The sequence below is a fragment of the Bacteroides graminisolvens genome, assembly GCF_963666085.1.
In the GTDB taxonomy this organism is placed as follows: Bacteria; Bacteroidota; Bacteroidia; order Bacteroidales; family Bacteroidaceae; genus Bacteroides; species Bacteroides graminisolvens.
Genome location: NZ_OY762556.1, coordinates 3,716,176 through 3,732,272 on the forward strand (window position 1 = coordinate 3,716,176; position 16,097 = coordinate 3,732,272).

Sequence of the window (16,097 nt, forward strand, 5' to 3'; positions counted from 1 at the left end):
TTATATTTAATACAGAATACTGCTTACACAATATTAATTATAAAAATCAATAAAGTAAAATCAGCACAAATGGATTATTAACACATTTTTTTGAACATAATTATAAAAAACAAATAGTATTTGTCATATTTAATCTAAAAAAAACATAGCGAATTAATAACGCATAATAAAAAAGTCTTGATATGAAGATTTCATAAAATAAAACGTTCTGTAACTCACGAATGATTTACGATCAGCGTATTACAACAATAACATTATTAAAGTGGAGAAGCTTGATTAGTACTACTCACCTCACTCAAGTTGTTCATAATGAGTTGTCTCAACTCATCTTCAGGTAATATAACATTGAAGTGCTCCCAAAAGTCAGCATCGTATTCGTGTTTCGTCTCCGAAAAAACATTGCGTGTTGATAACCGCTCTTCCCGTGGAAAGCTGTTCACATTCTCTGTATCCGTTCTGCAATTTACCATCTCAAACCAAATATGCAACGGTGAGCTGAAGAAATTTCTATTGCGTTTTACTTTGAATTCCAAATCCCCTCTGATATGATTTAAATAATAGATATGATCGCTGGAGGGTTTATAAGAAATTTTATAGGTGGCCGAACGAAGGGTTAACTTATAATCACGGCTTCGCTTTTCCAGAAACATATTGGTTGCTTTCTCGGCATACAAGGGATTGATTTCAAAACGAATCTCCACCAACGCATAATTGTCGGTATCAATATAAAGTTGCCCTTTATAAAGAGGCTCTTTAATCTCTTTTTTCTGCTCGAAAGAGATGACATACACTCTTCTACCATCTATCTCGGTTATATCTGTATAGGTGTAGGTGAAGTTTGACTCTATTCCGCGAGTCTCAAGGAAATCGGGCATACTTCGCATGACATCCAGAACGAGACAGGTATTGATACCCGATTTCATCTTGGTAAAAATGGTATCTGTGGCTTCTTTTTTAAAAACTCTACGCATTTTAATCAGCTTAACCTGATCAGTCATGACTGTAGTCCGGTAAGACTGTTTATAGATTTTCAGGACAGACTCCGTAATATCCAACTTCTTATTTTTGTGTTCAATCGCTTCACGGTAAAAGGTGGTCAGGTAAACCGGACGGGATGAATAGTTCAGCTTGCGGTTTTCAATCATGCGGTTAAGTACCTGCACGGGATTTACAGCCCGCACAATGACTTCCTGAAGCGGTATAATCTTTGGTTCTAGGTAAAAATCAATGTGTTTACCATTCAAAGCGGAAATCTGATATTCGGAACTTTCATAACCTACATGTGATAACTTGACAGATAAATGACTCAGTGAATCGGGCACTATCAATTGAAATTGACCGTTTTGGTTTGTCACCGTTCCGATAGAAGTACCACTCACCCCCACCGAAGCATAGGATATGACTTCTTTGGATACCCGATCATACGCCATGCCTTTGATAACATAGGGTGTCTTTTCAGGGGAAGTGAGTGGTGTTACAGGCGCCTTTTCGGGCACGGGAAGGCTTAATAATATATGATTACCTAAAATACCTATTTTGATTTGTTCGTTTCCCGTTATAAGATGTATGGCGTTTCTGACTGTATATTCTCCTTTGCGGATTTTAACCTCTTCATCATTATTGATTACCTGACTATCGTAAATAAAATAATAACCTGTTTGATCTGACACTTGCCTAAGTAACTGATAACGGCTGCCTTTCGTCGTCGTTATCTTCACCAGACGACTAAGTACATCATCTGTACCTCCGGCTTGAATGGCTACTGAAACAAAGAGTAGCACAAACAGCGCGGAGAACAAACGAACAATATGTCGTCTTTCTTTGCTCACAGTAATTACCTAGGTTGGTTGATATTAATAATATTCTGTTGTACAGTCAGTTCCAAATTTAGAGCCAAGCAGATAAGCTGAGCCATGGTTTGCGGTGAATCATTGTGGAATGTCACTGTTAACAACCGGTCACCCAATTCGGGGGATATTTTTAGCTGTATAGAATCTGTATTCTCATTGATTATACGTACCACATTCGACAAACGCTGATCTTTAAAATGAATGAATTTCAAGTAACGGTTGAACTGGTCAAAATCTCTTGTTTGCAATGCGCGTAGCTGATCATCTCTTAATAAAGCAGTTTGTCCGGCCGTAACAAAAACGCTTTCCCCGCTTTTTTTAGACGTAACCTTCACCTTGCCGGTGCGCACAGACAGAGAAAATGACTCATTATCTTTGCTTCGCACATTGAAAGTAGTACCTACAACTTCAATCCGTGCCTGTTGAGTTTCTATAACAAACGGCCTTTGCTTATTACTGCTCACTTCAAAGAAAGCATCTCCTTTGAGATAGATCTCCCTGCTGTCTTCAGCAAAATGCCGGGGGTATTCCACAGAGGCCTGCTCACTTAAATAAGCAATGGATCCGTCTTCGAAAGTGGTAACCAACGTAGGTTTTCCTTTCTCGTTAGCCAACAAAAGCTTATCTTCTCCCGCATAGAAATTCGTTTTAATAAACCATGCCGCCACTGTGCCTGCTAAAAGCAAAGCGATACAAGCCGCCCACCGCAACGGAACAGACTGCATAAAATGCTGCTTTACAGGAGCATCTGCTTGTGGCAACAGACCGTCTTGTTCCAAACGTGCATAGAGTTCATTCCATGCTTTGTCTGTTTTCTGCTGTTTTTCTTCTCTGCTTTTCATAAAACATAGGTATATTTTTCAATTTCACGTCGTAATTCCTGATAGGTCTTTGTCATTTCTGCCTCGATGGTTTTCACTGACAAAGATAGCGTGTCGGCTATTTCTTTATATTTCAACCCTTCCAAGCGATGCATCCTGAATATGGCCTGCCTTCTTTGGGGTAACTTCTTTAACGTGCGGTTTATCACTTCCTCCAGTTCTTTGTATTCCAACATTTCTTCGGGGGTTGAGTCCGGCACCTGTTCTTCTGCATTCAGCTGGTGTTCCTTATATCGTTCGCGCACATTGACGTGTTCGCAGTACTGAAGTGATTGGTTCCTGATGGCACCATACAGATAAGATTTAACCGAATGAAGAATCTGCAATTTATCACGATCTTTCCAAAGAACATAAAACAGTTCCTGAACAATTTCTTCTGCAATATCTTTGCGACCGGTTATGCTGAATGCATACAGACAAAGAGGGGAATAATAGAGTCGAAAGACAGATTCGAATGTCTTGATATCCCCCTCTTTAATTTTTCGTAGAATAAGTAAATCTTCCAGCATAACCATTATGAGTTAACCAATTGAATATCAAATATATATAAAACTTTTCAATGTATGTTCGAAAAGGATTAAATTATCTGCTACCATTTCTTTTTCAATTTGTTGACCGCACTTTCTAATGATTCGGTAGGTTCTATAATGTTATAGTCTTCCCAGAAATTCTCATCGTAGAAGTTAGAGACTTTATCGGAAAGTGAATTTCTTTCGTGGAACGCCAATTTGTAAGGAATAACAGCAACACCCTTCTCTTTTATATTGGTAACAACCATCTCTGACAAAACCGAATAGTTGGTAGAGAATAAACGGCGCTTCCAATCACACTTGAAATTAAATTCCGACCGGATGTAATTCAGGTAACTTCGTCCGTTATGTTGTTTATACGTTACCAAGTAGGTTATCTCCTCGGGTTTAAAGCGCAGATTAAACGGTTTCTTCTTTAACACAGCCTGTGTTACTTTATTTCGGTCTTCCATGCTAAAGCTGAATTCAGCTTGTGAAAAGGCCAGACTTTCCTGATCAATATAGAGCTTGCCGTTAAATAAAGGGTACGGCATAGTTACCTGTGGTTCAAAGCCTACTACAAAGTGAGGGCGTTCATTGATCATGACCGATTTGTCCATCCAAAAACGGTAATAATGAAGCGTTTCTATATCCAGCATCATGTCACGGTTCTTCACAAAATCGAGAAAGATAGACAGGTTCGGACCGCCGGCCAGCTTCACAACCAGCGTATCACCCGCTTTGGGACTTAATAGTCGTCTGCCTTTATGAATCTGTATCCGATCCAGATTAATATTTTCTGTATAGGGGGTTTTATAGATGTTGATGACTGCTTCTGATATATTAATATAACTCCTTCTTTTCTTAATTGTTTCACGATAAAATCCGGTCAACATATTGGGGTTGGCACTATTATTCACCTTTATTTTTCTAATGGCTTCGGTTACCAGTTTAATGGGATTGGCCCCGCGAATAACCACTTCCTGAAGATTTACCGCATTGGGCATCAAGAATACAGTTACATCGTGCATGTCATGTCTCTTTATTGATAAACGTTGATTGAAATAGCCTACATGAGAAATCTCCAATGCTTCTGCATGGATACTGTCCGTTACTTTAATTGAAAAGCCGCCGTCTGCATTAGTGATGGTACCTATACTCGTACCGGGAACAGATACATTCACATAGCCCAGCTTTTTCTTTGTTTGTCTATCCTTCACCACACCGCTGATCTCAGTGTATCCCGATCCGTCTTTTGCAGAGGCTGTAACAGCTGTTCCGCCCAGAAGTAAAAGGGTAAGGATGATTGCTACTGTAATAAAATGCAAGGTTTTCATAATTGTATGATTTTAGACATTAAACATAACTTGAATAACCGGTTCACTAATATGATGGGTTAGCAAAGAGAAACCCTATGCTTTATTCCACTTTTTTTTATCTTCACTGAAAATTTAGAAAACAAAAGCCTCATAGCGGGCGTTGAATAGAAAAAAATAATCAGATGAAGTACATAGGAGCACATGTCAGTGCATCAGGAGGCGTTGAATACGCACCGGTTAATGCACACGAAATAGGGGCCAATGCCTTTGCCCTTTTCACAAAGAACCAACGTCAGTGGGTTAGCAAGCCGCTTACCGCAGAAAGTATTGATTTGTTTCAGCAAAACTGTGAGAAATACGGTTTTCTTCCGGAATACATCTTACCGCATGACAGTTACCTTATCAACCTGGGCCATCCAGAAGAGGAAGGCTTAACCAAAAGCCGGGCAGCTTTCTTAGATGAAATGCAACGTTGCGAACAACTTGGACTGAAACTGTTGAACTTCCACCCCGGCAGCCATCTCAATAAGATAGATACCGAAGCCTGCCTCAGTCGCATTGCGGAGAGTATCAACATAGTCCTCGATAAAACAAAAGGCGTGACTGCTGTTATTGAGAATACAGCCGGTCAGGGCAGTAACCTGGGCAATGAATTTTGGCACCTAAGGTACATTATCGACAAAGTAGAAGATAAAAGCCGGGTTGGTGTTTGCCTGGATACTTGTCACACCTTTACTGCCGGATACAATTTCTTGCAAGATTACGATCAGGTGTTCAATGCTTTTGAGCAAGAAGTCGGTTTTTCTTTCTTACGGGGAATCCATCTGAATGATTCTAAGAAAGAAGTAGGAAGCCGAGTGGACCGCCACGACAGCATTGGGCAAGGATACATAGGCAATGCCTTTTTTGAGAGGTTGATGAAAGATACTCGTTTCGACAACCTACCTATTATACTGGAAACACCCGACGAAACTCTTTGGACAAAAGAAATCGCCTGGTTGAGAGCAATCAGTCAAGGGTAAGTATCCCCTCGCCTTTTTCAGAACTCATCATCATTAAGCCTTCCCGACCACAAGTACTTGCGGGTTTCCCTGACTGCCACTCCCGACAATAACAACAGTGCTATCAGGTTGGGAATGGCCATTAATGCATTCATGCTATCGGCAATGTTCCACACCACGGTGAGATTCATGACCGATCCCACGAATGCCGCTGCAATGTAGGCTATGCGATAATAAATGATCCACTTCTTCCCTCCCAAATACTCCATAGCCTTTTCACCGTAGTAAGACCATCCCAATATAGTAGAAAAGGCAAAAGTCAGGATCCCGACCGATAAAATGGCAGGTCCTACATAAGGAATCTTTCCGAATGCCATTTTCGTTAGTGCTCCGCCTTGCGTATGGTCAATTTCTGGATAAGCAATGATGCTGCTCACCAAAACCAGTCCGGTGAGCGCACAGATGATAACCGTATCCCAAAACGTACCGGTAGAAGAAACCAAAGCCTGACGTACCGGATTGCGCGTGCGTGCCGCTGCAGCCACAATGGGTGCCGAGCCCAGACCCGATTCATTTGAAAACAGTCCGCGAGCAATACCGAAACGGGCAGCCATCATCACCGTGGTACCCATAAAACCTCCTCCGGCTGCTTGGGGAGTGAAAGCCGAATTGAAAATAAGAACGACGGTATCTTTGAGATAGGCAGCATTCAGCCACAAAATGATGATACATCCCACAATGTAAAAGGCAGCCATGAAAGGCACCAGAGTAGAACAAACTTTTGAGATTCCTTTTAATCCGAAAAGGATTACCAGCGCCAGAAGCAAACAAAGAATGCCACCGGTAACATACGTTGAAATGCCCCAGCTTTCATTCAGCAGCATGGAAATAGAATTTGCCTGAACGGTATTACCAATGCCAAACGCCGCAATTGCCGTGAACACGCAAAACAGCACAGCTAGCCATTTCATTTTCAGTCCGCGCTCCAAGGCATACATCGGTCCCCCAAGCATCTCACCGTTTTCTGTCTGCACCCTATATTTGATGGCAAGCAACCCTTCCGCATACTTTGTTGCAATACCAAACACGCCGGTCAGCCAGCACCAGAGCACCGCCCCGGGACCACCAAACGCAACCGCGGTAGCCACACCCACAATGTTGCCTGTACCAATGGTAGCAGCCAGCGAAGTGGCCAATGCACCAAACTGGCTAACATCACCACTCGCATTATCGTCTTTCGTGACCGATAAACGAATTGCCGTGAAAATCTTGGCTTGAGGAAAGCGCAGTCTGATGGTAAGAAACAAATGTGTTCCCAGAAGTAATATAATCATCGGCCACCCCCATAAAGCCGAACTAATCTGCGCGGTTAACTCTTCGAACCGTTCCATACGTGCTATGTATTACAATTGTACAGCAAAAATAGTTTTTTAATATCAAATAGACAAGTATAAATCATATTAGTTGCATTTAGCAGATAGCCATTAATTCTATTACTCTTCTTAAAAACCTTTCGTAACCACTATAATAAGTAAGGTATTTTCCATACGCAAGAGAAGGCTAAACGATTGCATAAGCAAGCAAATAGTTGGTTCACCCCAATTTTCGAAAGGAAGAAACAAAAACAAAATTACTACCTGATTATCAGAACATTAAAAACAAAAGAGAGGCAGACAAAAAAGAAATTTAGGGTCACTTTAGGGTCACACTTCTCGGGGCGACCCTTCCCGTACAAGGTAGCCCTTTACAAAAGGGCTATTTGTATAGTAACAAGAAAATATTAGCACAATAAATCCGCCTACCTTAATAAGCTGTTTTTTTCCACTTCCCCCTACCATTCTGCTAAAAGCAGTGAAACATGTATATAGTCTTTGCAAGCGAGCCATCATGTACATGCACGCTTTATCGAAATAGAGCCTGCTGCTCAGTAATTCGTTTTTCTAAAGGCAGCAAACAGAAAATACAAGCATTGATCCCTCATAGCAAAATGGTAAATAGAATAGACTTGGCGCAAGTTTCATGAAAATGTTAAGTGTTGGTTGTGAGAGGAATTTCATTGGCACTTTTACCAGCATCAGCAAACACCTTACTCAGAAAGATATTATATGCTAAAAAGCCTATGAATAGGGCTATTCACTCTAAAAAAGGCAGAAATGAGCCACGAAAAGATACGCTAAGGGAGAGTGAACCTAAAGTGACCCTAAAAGTGGTCCTACCTTCCTTTAAATCAAGTGAGTATTTTGTTTATTTAAAGAGAATTACATAGTAATAATTAATAACATTAAAGTCGTTTTATCTTTTTAGTTAAGTTCTGCCAGAAACCTCTTTATGTTTTCAAAAAAGCTCTTTATGTTTTTGAAAAACATAAAGAGCTTTTTAAGTGAAGGTGATAGCAATGAAATACAGAACATTTCTATAACTTTGGCTCCCAATTGACTTTTAAAATGGATACTAATTAAAAAGTATTTCAGTTACCAACAAAACCACCTACGAAAGTGTTAAATACAAAACAAATCCGTGGCAAGATTATATATATATAAATATAAGCAGTAAATTTGCCACGGAAATAAGAACCACGAAATAATAAACAGCCATGAATAAGCTCGTAGGAAATAACCTCAAGAAAATAAGATCTATTTCAGCTTTCACTCAAGAAGAAGTAGCTTTAGCTCTCGGAATCAACCGTTCTGCTTATAGCAATTACGAGAGTGGAGAACGTGAAATGCCATTGGATTTATTGGAGAAAGCAGCAGATTTATTCGGTTGCGAGCTATATGTATTCTTTGAAGAAAATGTTTCTGAAGACATGATTTTGGCAACAGCTTTCAGAATAGAAGATCTTAATAGTAATGATTTACAAGAGATTATTCATTTTAAAGATATTGTTAAATCTTACATCAAAATGGACCAATTAGTAGCATCTCTATGAGAACAAATCAAATAAGATTGATCGAACAGATGGTTGTAAAATTCCGCCAAGATGTTGGATTAGGAAATACAGATGCCATCAACCTAAAGAGCTTACTTCTTAAACTGAAAGTTGTTAGTATATTCCGTCCATTGTCGGATGATTTCTGTGGAATGAGTTTAAAAGACTCTTCCTCGCATCGTTTCATGCTTATCAATTCCAATCATTCCAAAGGAAGACAACATTTTACTATTGCCCATGAGTTGTTCCACCTTTTTATAGAAGAGAATCCAAAACCACATAAATGTACCTTAAGTAACGGATCAAAAAATCCAATTGAGCAACAAGCCAATATGTTTGCTTCCATTCTACTGATGCCAGAAGATGGGATCCTACAATTATTATCAAAAGATGAAGTTGAAAAAGGCGAAGTGACTTTGGCTTCTGTATTGAGAATAGAACACTACTATTCTGTGTCACGCCAAGCCCTTCTAAACAGATTAAGTGATTTGTCATTCATCAACAAGGCATCAAAAGAAGAATTACTAAAGATATCGGCTACTCAGTCTGCACGTGAATATGGATATGACACCTCCCTTTATCAGCCAGGAAATGAAAATCTAATTGTCGGTGATTTTGGTGAAAGAGCTCGTATTCTCTTTGATGCAGGTAAAATATCGGAAGGCCATTATATTGAGCTTTTGAACAAATTGGATTACAATGGCAAATAATAAAACAAAAATTGTACTTGATTCAGATGTTGTCATTCATTTCATGAAAGGTGATTGTTTTACTATCCTGTTCGATATTTTTCCAGAATATCAATATTTGATACTTGATGTTGTTTATGCAGAGCTAACTAGAAACCCACAGACTAAAACTTTCATTGATAACATATCTAAGTTCATGACTTCCAAGATTCAAATAATTAAATTCAAACCTAACGGTTCCATGATGAAAGAATACGCTTTGTTATTGAAGACTTTAGGCAAGGGAGAAAGTGCTTGCATGATTTATTGCTATAAGAATCACGATGTACTAGGAAGTAGCAATCTCAAAGACATCAAAGAGTATTGTGAATCACATGATATCACCTATTTAACAACGCTTGATTTTCTATATTACGCCTATATAAGGAAGAAGATGACAAAACAGGAATGTGATTCATTTATTCAACAGGTTATAGCTAAAGGCAGTGTATTACCGATTGTTGATATATCAAAGTATTCTTGTTCAGTTATAATCTGATTAACGTATCACATCGTCTAACAAAGAAGTACCGGTACGAATATAACTCAAATTGCGAAACGAACGATAGTCAAACACAAGATATAAAAGAAAGGAGCGTAACTCATTGAATTACGCTCCTCTTATATTTTTTGATAGGTATTTATCTATTTCTAGTTATTCACCTTACTTCACTTCCTCAAAAACAACTTAATATGTCTATCAGCGACTTGCGTACAAGTGTTGCAAATATAACGCAAACCCAAAAATCAAAAGAAAACGGTGATTTTAACAAATTCTTCAGTTTTATCCGTATCTTTCCTCTAAAGAAAAAAATGATTTCTTTATTATGCCGGTGTAAAAACTCATGCTTTTTATGTACTTTTGTATGTAATATTCTGTTATGCATCTGAATAATAAACAAATCAATTGCATTAGTAAAAGTAAACAGAGAAAATTGACTAACAATATAAAAAAGAGTAACATGAAAAGAATAACAACAGTCATTGCCATACTTTTATGTTCAGCAATAGGGGTTGCCCAAACGAAAAAAAGCAACCAACAAGCCCCAAAAGATTCTGTTTTAAATAGAATAGATAGCCTTTTTCAAATAACGAATGCTTGGCTAGAACAAATAGAACTTGACTGTTCTCTGAAACAACGTTATAAATTATATCAGACAGATAACATATACACCCTACTTCAATTAGATACTAAAACAGGAATGATAGAACAAGTTCAATGGTCTTTAGATTCAGAAAACGAAGGTAGCGTAACTATAAATAATGATGACTTGAATTATGGATTTGGTCATGGTTCTGGAAGTTTTGAACTATATCCCACAAAAAATATGTACCAGTTTATTCTACTGGACAAAACAAGTGGAAGAAAATGGCACGTTCAATGGGGAATGAAAACAAAGGAACGTTGGATTAGAAGAATTTATTAGTATTTTCACAAAAGTGATATATATGAGAGTAGGAATATCTATCAAGAACAGTAGATTCCTCTAAATAATAAGGGAAAATATGCATATACATAACAATATATTGATAGCGGAATGTTCGAGTTACGATTTCAAGGAAATGTTGGAACGCAAGAAAGTGAAATCATGGCTTAAATCCGTGTCGGCTTTTGCCAATACAGACGGTGGTAGTCTATTTTATGGAGTGAACGATGACGGAGTTATTGTGGGGCTAGAGGAGCCTCAAGCTGATGCTGATTTCATCAGTGAAATGATAAAGGCAAGGCTTGATCCAGTGCCGGAAATACAGCTCATCCCTATAGAGCACGAAGGTCATTCTTTGCTTGAAGTCAAAGTAAAAGCCGGAACGTTGACACCTTATTATTATTATCAAGACGGAACACGTACAGCTTATACACGAGTCGGTAATGAAAGTGTGGAGTGTAATTCGCAACAACTTCTTTCACTGGTATTGAAAGGCACACACATGACTTGGGACTCGCTGCCTACACAAGTGGATGCCAACAAACATTCTTTCATAATCCTTGCCAACACGTTCCGTGAGCAAACCCGCCAGGAATGGAATGACAAATACTTGGAATCGTTCGGGCTGGTAACATCGAATGGAAAACTGACCAATGCCGGATTGCTGTTTGTTGATAACTGCACTGTATTTCAATCTCTAATATTCTGTACCCGTTGGACTGGACTCTACAAAGACGATGCCATCAGTTCCATAGAACATCGGGCAAATCTTGTATTGCTTTTGAAATATGGCATGGATTTCATCAAGAACTACACCATGAGCGGATGGGTTAAGATGCCGAACTATCGCTTAAACCTCCCCGACTATTCCGACCGTGCTATCTTTGAAGGATTAGTAAACCATCTTATTCACAGAGATTATACCGTAATGGGTGGTGAAGTACATATTGATATCTATGACGACCGAGTAGAATTGGTATCACCCGGTGCGATGCTTGATGGTACGCAAATTCAAGACCGTGACATATACAAAGTGCCGTCCATGCGCCGTAATCCCGTCATTGCGGATATGTTTACACAATTGGACTATATGGAAAAACGTGGCTCGGGTTTACGGAAAATGCGGGAACTTACGGAGAAGTTGCCTAATTTCCTGCAAGGCAAAGAACCGCAATATCAAACGGAAGCGACTTCATTCTACACCACTTTTTATAATTTGAACTGGAACGAGAATGGTAGAATACCTGTTGAAGAAGTGGCTGAAAGAGTAAATGATACTCTCGAAAAGCGTTCAATAAATGAAGAAAAGTTCGGTGTAAACAACAATGGTTCGGAGAAAAAGTTCGGAGACTCCCCTAAAAGTTCGGAGAGAAGGTTCGGAGAGGTTGTGGATAAACCTAAGAATATAGGAAAAACAGCACAACAAATTATTGATTTTGTCATTTCCGATCCCTCAATATCAGCCGAAGCTATGGCTTATAAAATTGGAATAAGTTCTCGAGCTGTAGAAAAGCAAATCGCTAAGTTACGTTCTATGGGTATTTTGTCTCGTGAAGGCGCAGACTTTGGTGGTTATTGGCGCATTGTAATTAATCCTCAAACAGAGCAATAAACCTATGGGAACATCTTTCATTCCACTTTATGCAATAATTGCCGTTTTGATTATCGCCTTTTTGTTTGCCTCCTTGCCACAGGTAAACCATAAAACGCGATACAGAGCGCTTTATTCAATAGCCATCATCATGTTATTAGCCGTCATTCCCATCAGTGAATACATGGCTAGAGATACTCAAAATTCAAACAACAATTATCTGCTTGTCCTAATATTCTATATTGCAGTAGGGTATTTCTGTATGTACATTGCCGCATTGCTGAAATTCAACGTCCTTAAACAGAAGAATCAAGCATTGGAAAATGCCTTGACCGAAAAGCAACAAAAGTTTATGTACTTTGTCTGCTTTGATTTTTTCAACATGGAGAAAAATCGTAGTGATATTATAAGTTTCTTATATCAAGCTTTCAGTCTCTACTTTCCAGCCGAAAAAAACACATTGACAAAGAAGATGCAAGTATTGGAAAAGGTCAGTGAAAGAAAATAGTTTGAAATAGAACTTTAATTAATAAAATATGGATAAAACAGTAAACATCAACTCTAATTTCTTTACAAACAGAGATAATAACACCCTTATAAAGGAATTTGAGGGTGTATTACATCATAATCCTCATATTAGCAATCTTGACGCTGTTGTTGGATTCTTACGAGCATCAGGTTATTTCTCATTGCGTCCATTCCTTGATGGTATTAATAAAGCTAGAGTGCTGATAGGCATTGATGTAGATAAGTATATTGCACAAGCTGCAAGACAAGGAAAACTTTTTTTTGGTGCAGAAGAAGAAGTTAAAGAAGATTGTCTTCGTAAAATACGTCAAGATATTGAACAGTCACACTACAGTAAAGAGGTTGAGGATGGTATGTTCCAAATGGTACAAGACCTTATTGAGAGTAAACTAGAAATACGTGCTCATCCTTCAAAAAAAATTCATGCTAAAATTTATGTGCTCTATCCTAATGAATTTAACCAATACACTCACGGTATGGCTATTACCGGGTCAAGCAATTTATCTGGCAATGGACTCGGCATTACAGAAAATCGGCAATACGAGTTCAATGTAAAATTGGATAGATATGATGATGTTAAATTTGCAAAAGATGAATTTGAGCTGCTGTGGAAAGAGGCTGAGGGATGTGAAATTACAGCCGACGATATTAAAGTTTCTATTGATAGAACTTATCTAAAAGGAGATGTTTCTCCTTATGACCTTTACATCAAAATGCTCATGGAATACTTCTCCGATCGAGTAATGGCTACCGATGATAATAATCCTTTTGATATGCCTGATGGCTACACAAAATATGATTACCAGATGGATGCTGTCGAAGAGGGATTTCAGAAACTTATTCGCTATGACGGTTTTTTCCTCGCCGATGTTGTTGGTCTTGGAAAAACAGTCGTCGCCACCATGATAGCCAAAAAGTTTTTAATTGAAAATGGTCGTGACAAGACAAAAATCCTTGTGATATATCCTCCTGCTGTAGAACAAAACTGGAAAGCCACATTCAAAGATTTCGGTATTGATAAATATGCAAACTTCGTTTCTAATGGAAGTTTATCAAAAGTGCTTGATGAAGACAACTATAATTATTGGAACGCTGACGAGTTTGACCTTATATTGGTGGATGAAGCACATAAGTTCCGTTCGCATACAACAGCAGCTTTTGAACAATTACAGGAAATTTGCAAAATGCCACGCATCGAGAATGGCAATATACCCGGTTATAAAAAAAAGGTCATGCTTATATCTGCAACGCCAATGAACAACACTCCTGCCGATATATACACTGAGATACAACTCTTTCAAGATCCGCGTCGTTGTACAATTGATGGTGTTTCAAATCTAACAGCCTTTTTCGCTCCGTTAATTAAAGAATTCAAACAATTAAGGAGAGAATCAGATTTCGATGTTAGTCGTTTCAAAAAATTAGCAGAAAATGTTCGTGATCGAGTTATAAAGCCTTTAACAGTACGCCGAACAAGAACAGACATCGAAAACATAATTCGTTACAATAAAGACATGAACGGATTTCCCAAAGTTGAGCAACCTAATGAGAGCCGCTATGAATTAAATGAACATCTTGCTGACTTATTTGAACATACTATACTTACGCTCGAAAAAAATCTGACATACGCACGTTATCAGGCAATAGCTTATTTAAACCCTAAAGTTGCACAGGGACTATACGATAATGCAGAGTTGATAAGCCGGAGTTTGGCTGGTATTCGTAAAAACGGATTAGTAAAACGTTTGGAGAGTAGTTTCTATGCCTTCCAGGTTTCTTTGGATAATTTCCGACAAGCGAATCAAAATATGATTAAGATGTTCGATCGTAACAAAGTATTCATTGCTCCAGACCTCGACATTAATATGTTGTTGGAATCAGGTTTGAGTGATGAAGAAATAGAGGAGAAACTTAATGCTAAAGCGGAAGATAATCCGAAAAATGCTGTATTTGTTGCTGACGATTTCAAACCTGAATTTACAACGATGCTCTATAACGATCAAAGCATACTTGAGAAGTTATGTGCAGAATGGAAGAATATAACAGACGAAGACGATTCTAAATTTACTAAGTTTAATGAGTTACTTAAACATGAGTTATTTATGAGAGAACGTAATCCAGAGCAAAAGCTTGTCGTATTTTCTGAATCTATTGACACTGTGAAATATTTATATCGTCGCATCAACCGTAAAGATGTATTAGTCATCTCTGCTGATAATCGTAGTAAGCAATTCAAAATCATTCGTGAGAACTTTGATGCAAACTACAAAACAAAACTCAACGATTACAACATCATCCTTACTACAGATGTGTTAGCAGAAGGTGTAAATTTGCATCGTGCCAACGTAATTGTAAATTACGATACACCATGGAATAGCACACGACTAATGCAACGCATTGGTCGTGTAAACCGTATCGGTTCCACATCCAAGCATATATATAACTATGTATTCTATCCGTCGCGTGAAGGGAACCGTGAAATTAATCTAAATCAAATAGCGTTAAGTAAAATTCAAACTTTCCACTCAACATTTGGAGAAGATAACCAAATCTATTCACAAGAAGAGATCCTTGATCGTGACCTCAGTAAACTTTTTGACGAAGGTATGAAACAGCAGAAAGAAGAACGCAATCAGGAACTTCCATATTACGAAGAACTCCGTACTCTCTATCAAACAAATAGGAAAGAATACAACCGTATAGCAAAACTATCGTTACGTAGTCGCACAGGTCGTGAAACTAAAAATTTAGATAGACCGACACTTTCAGATAATACTCTTGTTTTCTTGAAGACAAACTTCCGCAAAGTATTCTTCTTAGTATCTGAAACGGCAGAAGAATTGTCCGTGCTTGATGCACTTAAATATTTCAAGGCGGTAAAAGATGAGCAACCTATAGAACGTATAGAACAACACCATAAGCATATAAATATGGCATTACAGAAATTTCGCTCAATGCAAGATGATGAAATGCGCTCACAAGAAACGAATCACGATGAACAAACATTGATGGGAGCCCAAGTCAACATCGCTGTCAACTTACTGAATAACTTTATTCGAGAAATTGATGATAATGACTTATACATGAAAGTCATTCAACTCAAAACTTTAGCAGAACGCGGTGTTATAACTTATATAGCCAAACGTTTACAACGTATACAAAAGGATTTACGCAGAACAGGAGGAAAAGCTAGAATGACCCATAACGAAGCTCTTGATGAAATCATTGAAATGGCAAAAAAATATGCTCCCTATTATACTGCGCAAGAATCCTTACTAAACACACAGGAAACCAAAGCAAAAATTATCCTATCAGAGTCATTTAAATAAATAAA

Annotated in this window: 13 protein-coding genes; 8 read left to right on the plus strand and 5 right to left on the minus strand. The window is 38.3% G+C overall.

The features are described from left to right. Window positions 1-257: 257 nt before the first annotated feature. The 4 genes from ACKPCE_RS15410 to ACKPCE_RS15425 form a co-directional block, all read right to left on the minus strand. The gene (locus tag ACKPCE_RS15410; protein WP_319505842.1) at window positions 258-1,829 is read right to left on the minus strand and encodes a carboxypeptidase-like regulatory domain-containing protein; all 1,572 of its coding nucleotides are present in this window, start codon (window positions 1,827-1,829) and stop codon (window positions 258-260) included. A 5-nt stretch (window positions 1,830-1,834) separates the two neighbouring features. Then, window positions 1,835-2,692, minus strand: a complete 858-nt coding sequence (locus ACKPCE_RS15415) for a FecR family protein (protein WP_308764010.1) — start codon at window positions 2,690-2,692, stop codon at window positions 1,835-1,837. Further along, window positions 2,689-3,240 (minus strand): RNA polymerase sigma-70 factor, encoded by a 552-nt coding sequence (locus ACKPCE_RS15420; RefSeq protein ID WP_024996402.1) that lies wholly within the window; start codon window positions 3,238-3,240, stop codon window positions 2,689-2,691. The genes ACKPCE_RS15415 and ACKPCE_RS15420 overlap by 4 nt, the downstream gene beginning before the upstream one ends. A gap of 80 nt (window positions 3,241-3,320) precedes the next feature. Further along, window positions 3,321-4,577 carry a carboxypeptidase-like regulatory domain-containing protein gene (locus ACKPCE_RS15425; RefSeq protein ID WP_319505843.1) on the minus strand — a complete coding sequence of 419 codons (1,257 nt, stop codon included), beginning with the start codon at window positions 4,575-4,577 and terminating at the stop codon, window positions 3,321-3,323. Between the two features lie 164 nt (window positions 4,578-4,741). Here ACKPCE_RS15425 and nfo point away from each other — a divergent pair, with 164 nt between their 5' ends. Beyond that, the gene (gene nfo, locus ACKPCE_RS15430; RefSeq protein ID WP_319505844.1) at window positions 4,742-5,581 is read left to right on the plus strand and encodes a deoxyribonuclease IV; all 840 of its coding nucleotides are present in this window, start codon (window positions 4,742-4,744) and stop codon (window positions 5,579-5,581) included. A gap of 17 nt (window positions 5,582-5,598) precedes the next feature. Here the strand turns inward: nfo and ACKPCE_RS15435 are convergent, their stop codons facing one another. Continuing rightward, a complete protein-coding gene (locus ACKPCE_RS15435; protein WP_276993134.1) occupies window positions 5,599-6,951 on the minus strand; it encodes an alanine/glycine:cation symporter family protein in 1,353 nt (450 codons plus the stop codon). 1,202 nt (window positions 6,952-8,153) lie between these two features. Between ACKPCE_RS15435 and ACKPCE_RS15440 the strand changes: the two genes are divergently transcribed. The 7 genes from ACKPCE_RS15440 (at window position 8,154) to ACKPCE_RS15470 (ending at window position 16,092) form a co-directional block, all read left to right on the plus strand. Beyond that, entirely contained in the window at window positions 8,154-8,489 is a 336-nt protein-coding gene (locus ACKPCE_RS15440) for a helix-turn-helix transcriptional regulator (protein WP_319505845.1), read from the plus strand. Further along, complete coding sequence (locus ACKPCE_RS15445) at window positions 8,486-9,199, plus strand: ImmA/IrrE family metallo-endopeptidase (protein ID WP_319505846.1); 714 nt, start codon at window positions 8,486-8,488, stop codon at window positions 9,197-9,199. The genes ACKPCE_RS15440 and ACKPCE_RS15445 overlap by 4 nt, the downstream gene beginning before the upstream one ends. Continuing rightward, window positions 9,189-9,716 carry a hypothetical protein gene (locus tag ACKPCE_RS15450; RefSeq protein ID WP_319505847.1) on the plus strand — a complete coding sequence of 176 codons (528 nt, stop codon included), beginning with the start codon at window positions 9,189-9,191 and terminating at the stop codon, window positions 9,714-9,716. Before ACKPCE_RS15445 ends, ACKPCE_RS15450 begins: the two co-directional genes overlap by 11 nt. Before the next feature lie 463 nt (window positions 9,717-10,179). Further along, a complete protein-coding gene (locus ACKPCE_RS15455) occupies window positions 10,180-10,644 on the plus strand; it encodes a hypothetical protein (RefSeq protein ID WP_319505848.1) in 465 nt (154 codons plus the stop codon). A 79-nt stretch (window positions 10,645-10,723) separates the two neighbouring features. Then, complete coding sequence (locus ACKPCE_RS15460; RefSeq protein WP_319505849.1) at window positions 10,724-12,256, plus strand: RNA-binding domain-containing protein; 1,533 nt, start codon at window positions 10,724-10,726, stop codon at window positions 12,254-12,256. A gap of 4 nt (window positions 12,257-12,260) precedes the next feature. Beyond that, window positions 12,261-12,743, plus strand: a complete 483-nt coding sequence (locus ACKPCE_RS15465) for a hypothetical protein (protein WP_319505850.1) — start codon at window positions 12,261-12,263, stop codon at window positions 12,741-12,743. 28 nt (window positions 12,744-12,771) lie between these two features. After that, complete coding sequence (locus ACKPCE_RS15470; protein WP_319505851.1) at window positions 12,772-16,092, plus strand: helicase-related protein; 3,321 nt, start codon at window positions 12,772-12,774, stop codon at window positions 16,090-16,092. The last annotated feature ends 5 nt before the right edge of the window (window positions 16,093-16,097 follow it).

What these genes read in the sequence shown, in the direction of transcription:
- ACKPCE_RS15415 (WP_308764010.1), bottom strand. Translation starts at nt 2,692, where the DNA reads ATGAAAAGCAGAGAAGAAAAACAGCAGAAAACAGACAAAGCATGGAAT.
- ACKPCE_RS15420 (WP_024996402.1), bottom strand. Translation starts at nt 3,240, where the DNA reads ATGCTGGAAGATTTACTTATTCTACGAAAAATTAAAGAGGGGGATATC.
- ACKPCE_RS15425 (WP_319505843.1), bottom strand. Translation starts at nt 4,577, where the DNA reads ATGAAAACCTTGCATTTTATTACAGTAGCAATCATCCTTACCCTTTTA.
- nfo (WP_319505844.1), top strand. Translation starts at nt 4,742, where the DNA reads ATGAAGTACATAGGAGCACATGTCAGTGCATCAGGAGGCGTTGAATAC.
- ACKPCE_RS15435 (WP_276993134.1), bottom strand. Translation starts at nt 6,951, where the DNA reads ATGGAACGGTTCGAAGAGTTAACCGCGCAGATTAGTTCGGCTTTATGG.
- ACKPCE_RS15440 (WP_319505845.1), top strand. Translation starts at nt 8,154, where the DNA reads ATGAATAAGCTCGTAGGAAATAACCTCAAGAAAATAAGATCTATTTCA.
- ACKPCE_RS15445 (WP_319505846.1), top strand. Translation starts at nt 8,486, where the DNA reads ATGAGAACAAATCAAATAAGATTGATCGAACAGATGGTTGTAAAATTC.
- ACKPCE_RS15450 (WP_319505847.1), top strand. Translation starts at nt 9,189, where the DNA reads ATGGCAAATAATAAAACAAAAATTGTACTTGATTCAGATGTTGTCATT.
- ACKPCE_RS15455 (WP_319505848.1), top strand. Translation starts at nt 10,180, where the DNA reads ATGAAAAGAATAACAACAGTCATTGCCATACTTTTATGTTCAGCAATA.
- ACKPCE_RS15460 (WP_319505849.1), top strand. Translation starts at nt 10,724, where the DNA reads ATGCATATACATAACAATATATTGATAGCGGAATGTTCGAGTTACGAT.
- ACKPCE_RS15465 (WP_319505850.1), top strand. Translation starts at nt 12,261, where the DNA reads ATGGGAACATCTTTCATTCCACTTTATGCAATAATTGCCGTTTTGATT.
- ACKPCE_RS15470 (WP_319505851.1), top strand. Translation starts at nt 12,772, where the DNA reads ATGGATAAAACAGTAAACATCAACTCTAATTTCTTTACAAACAGAGAT.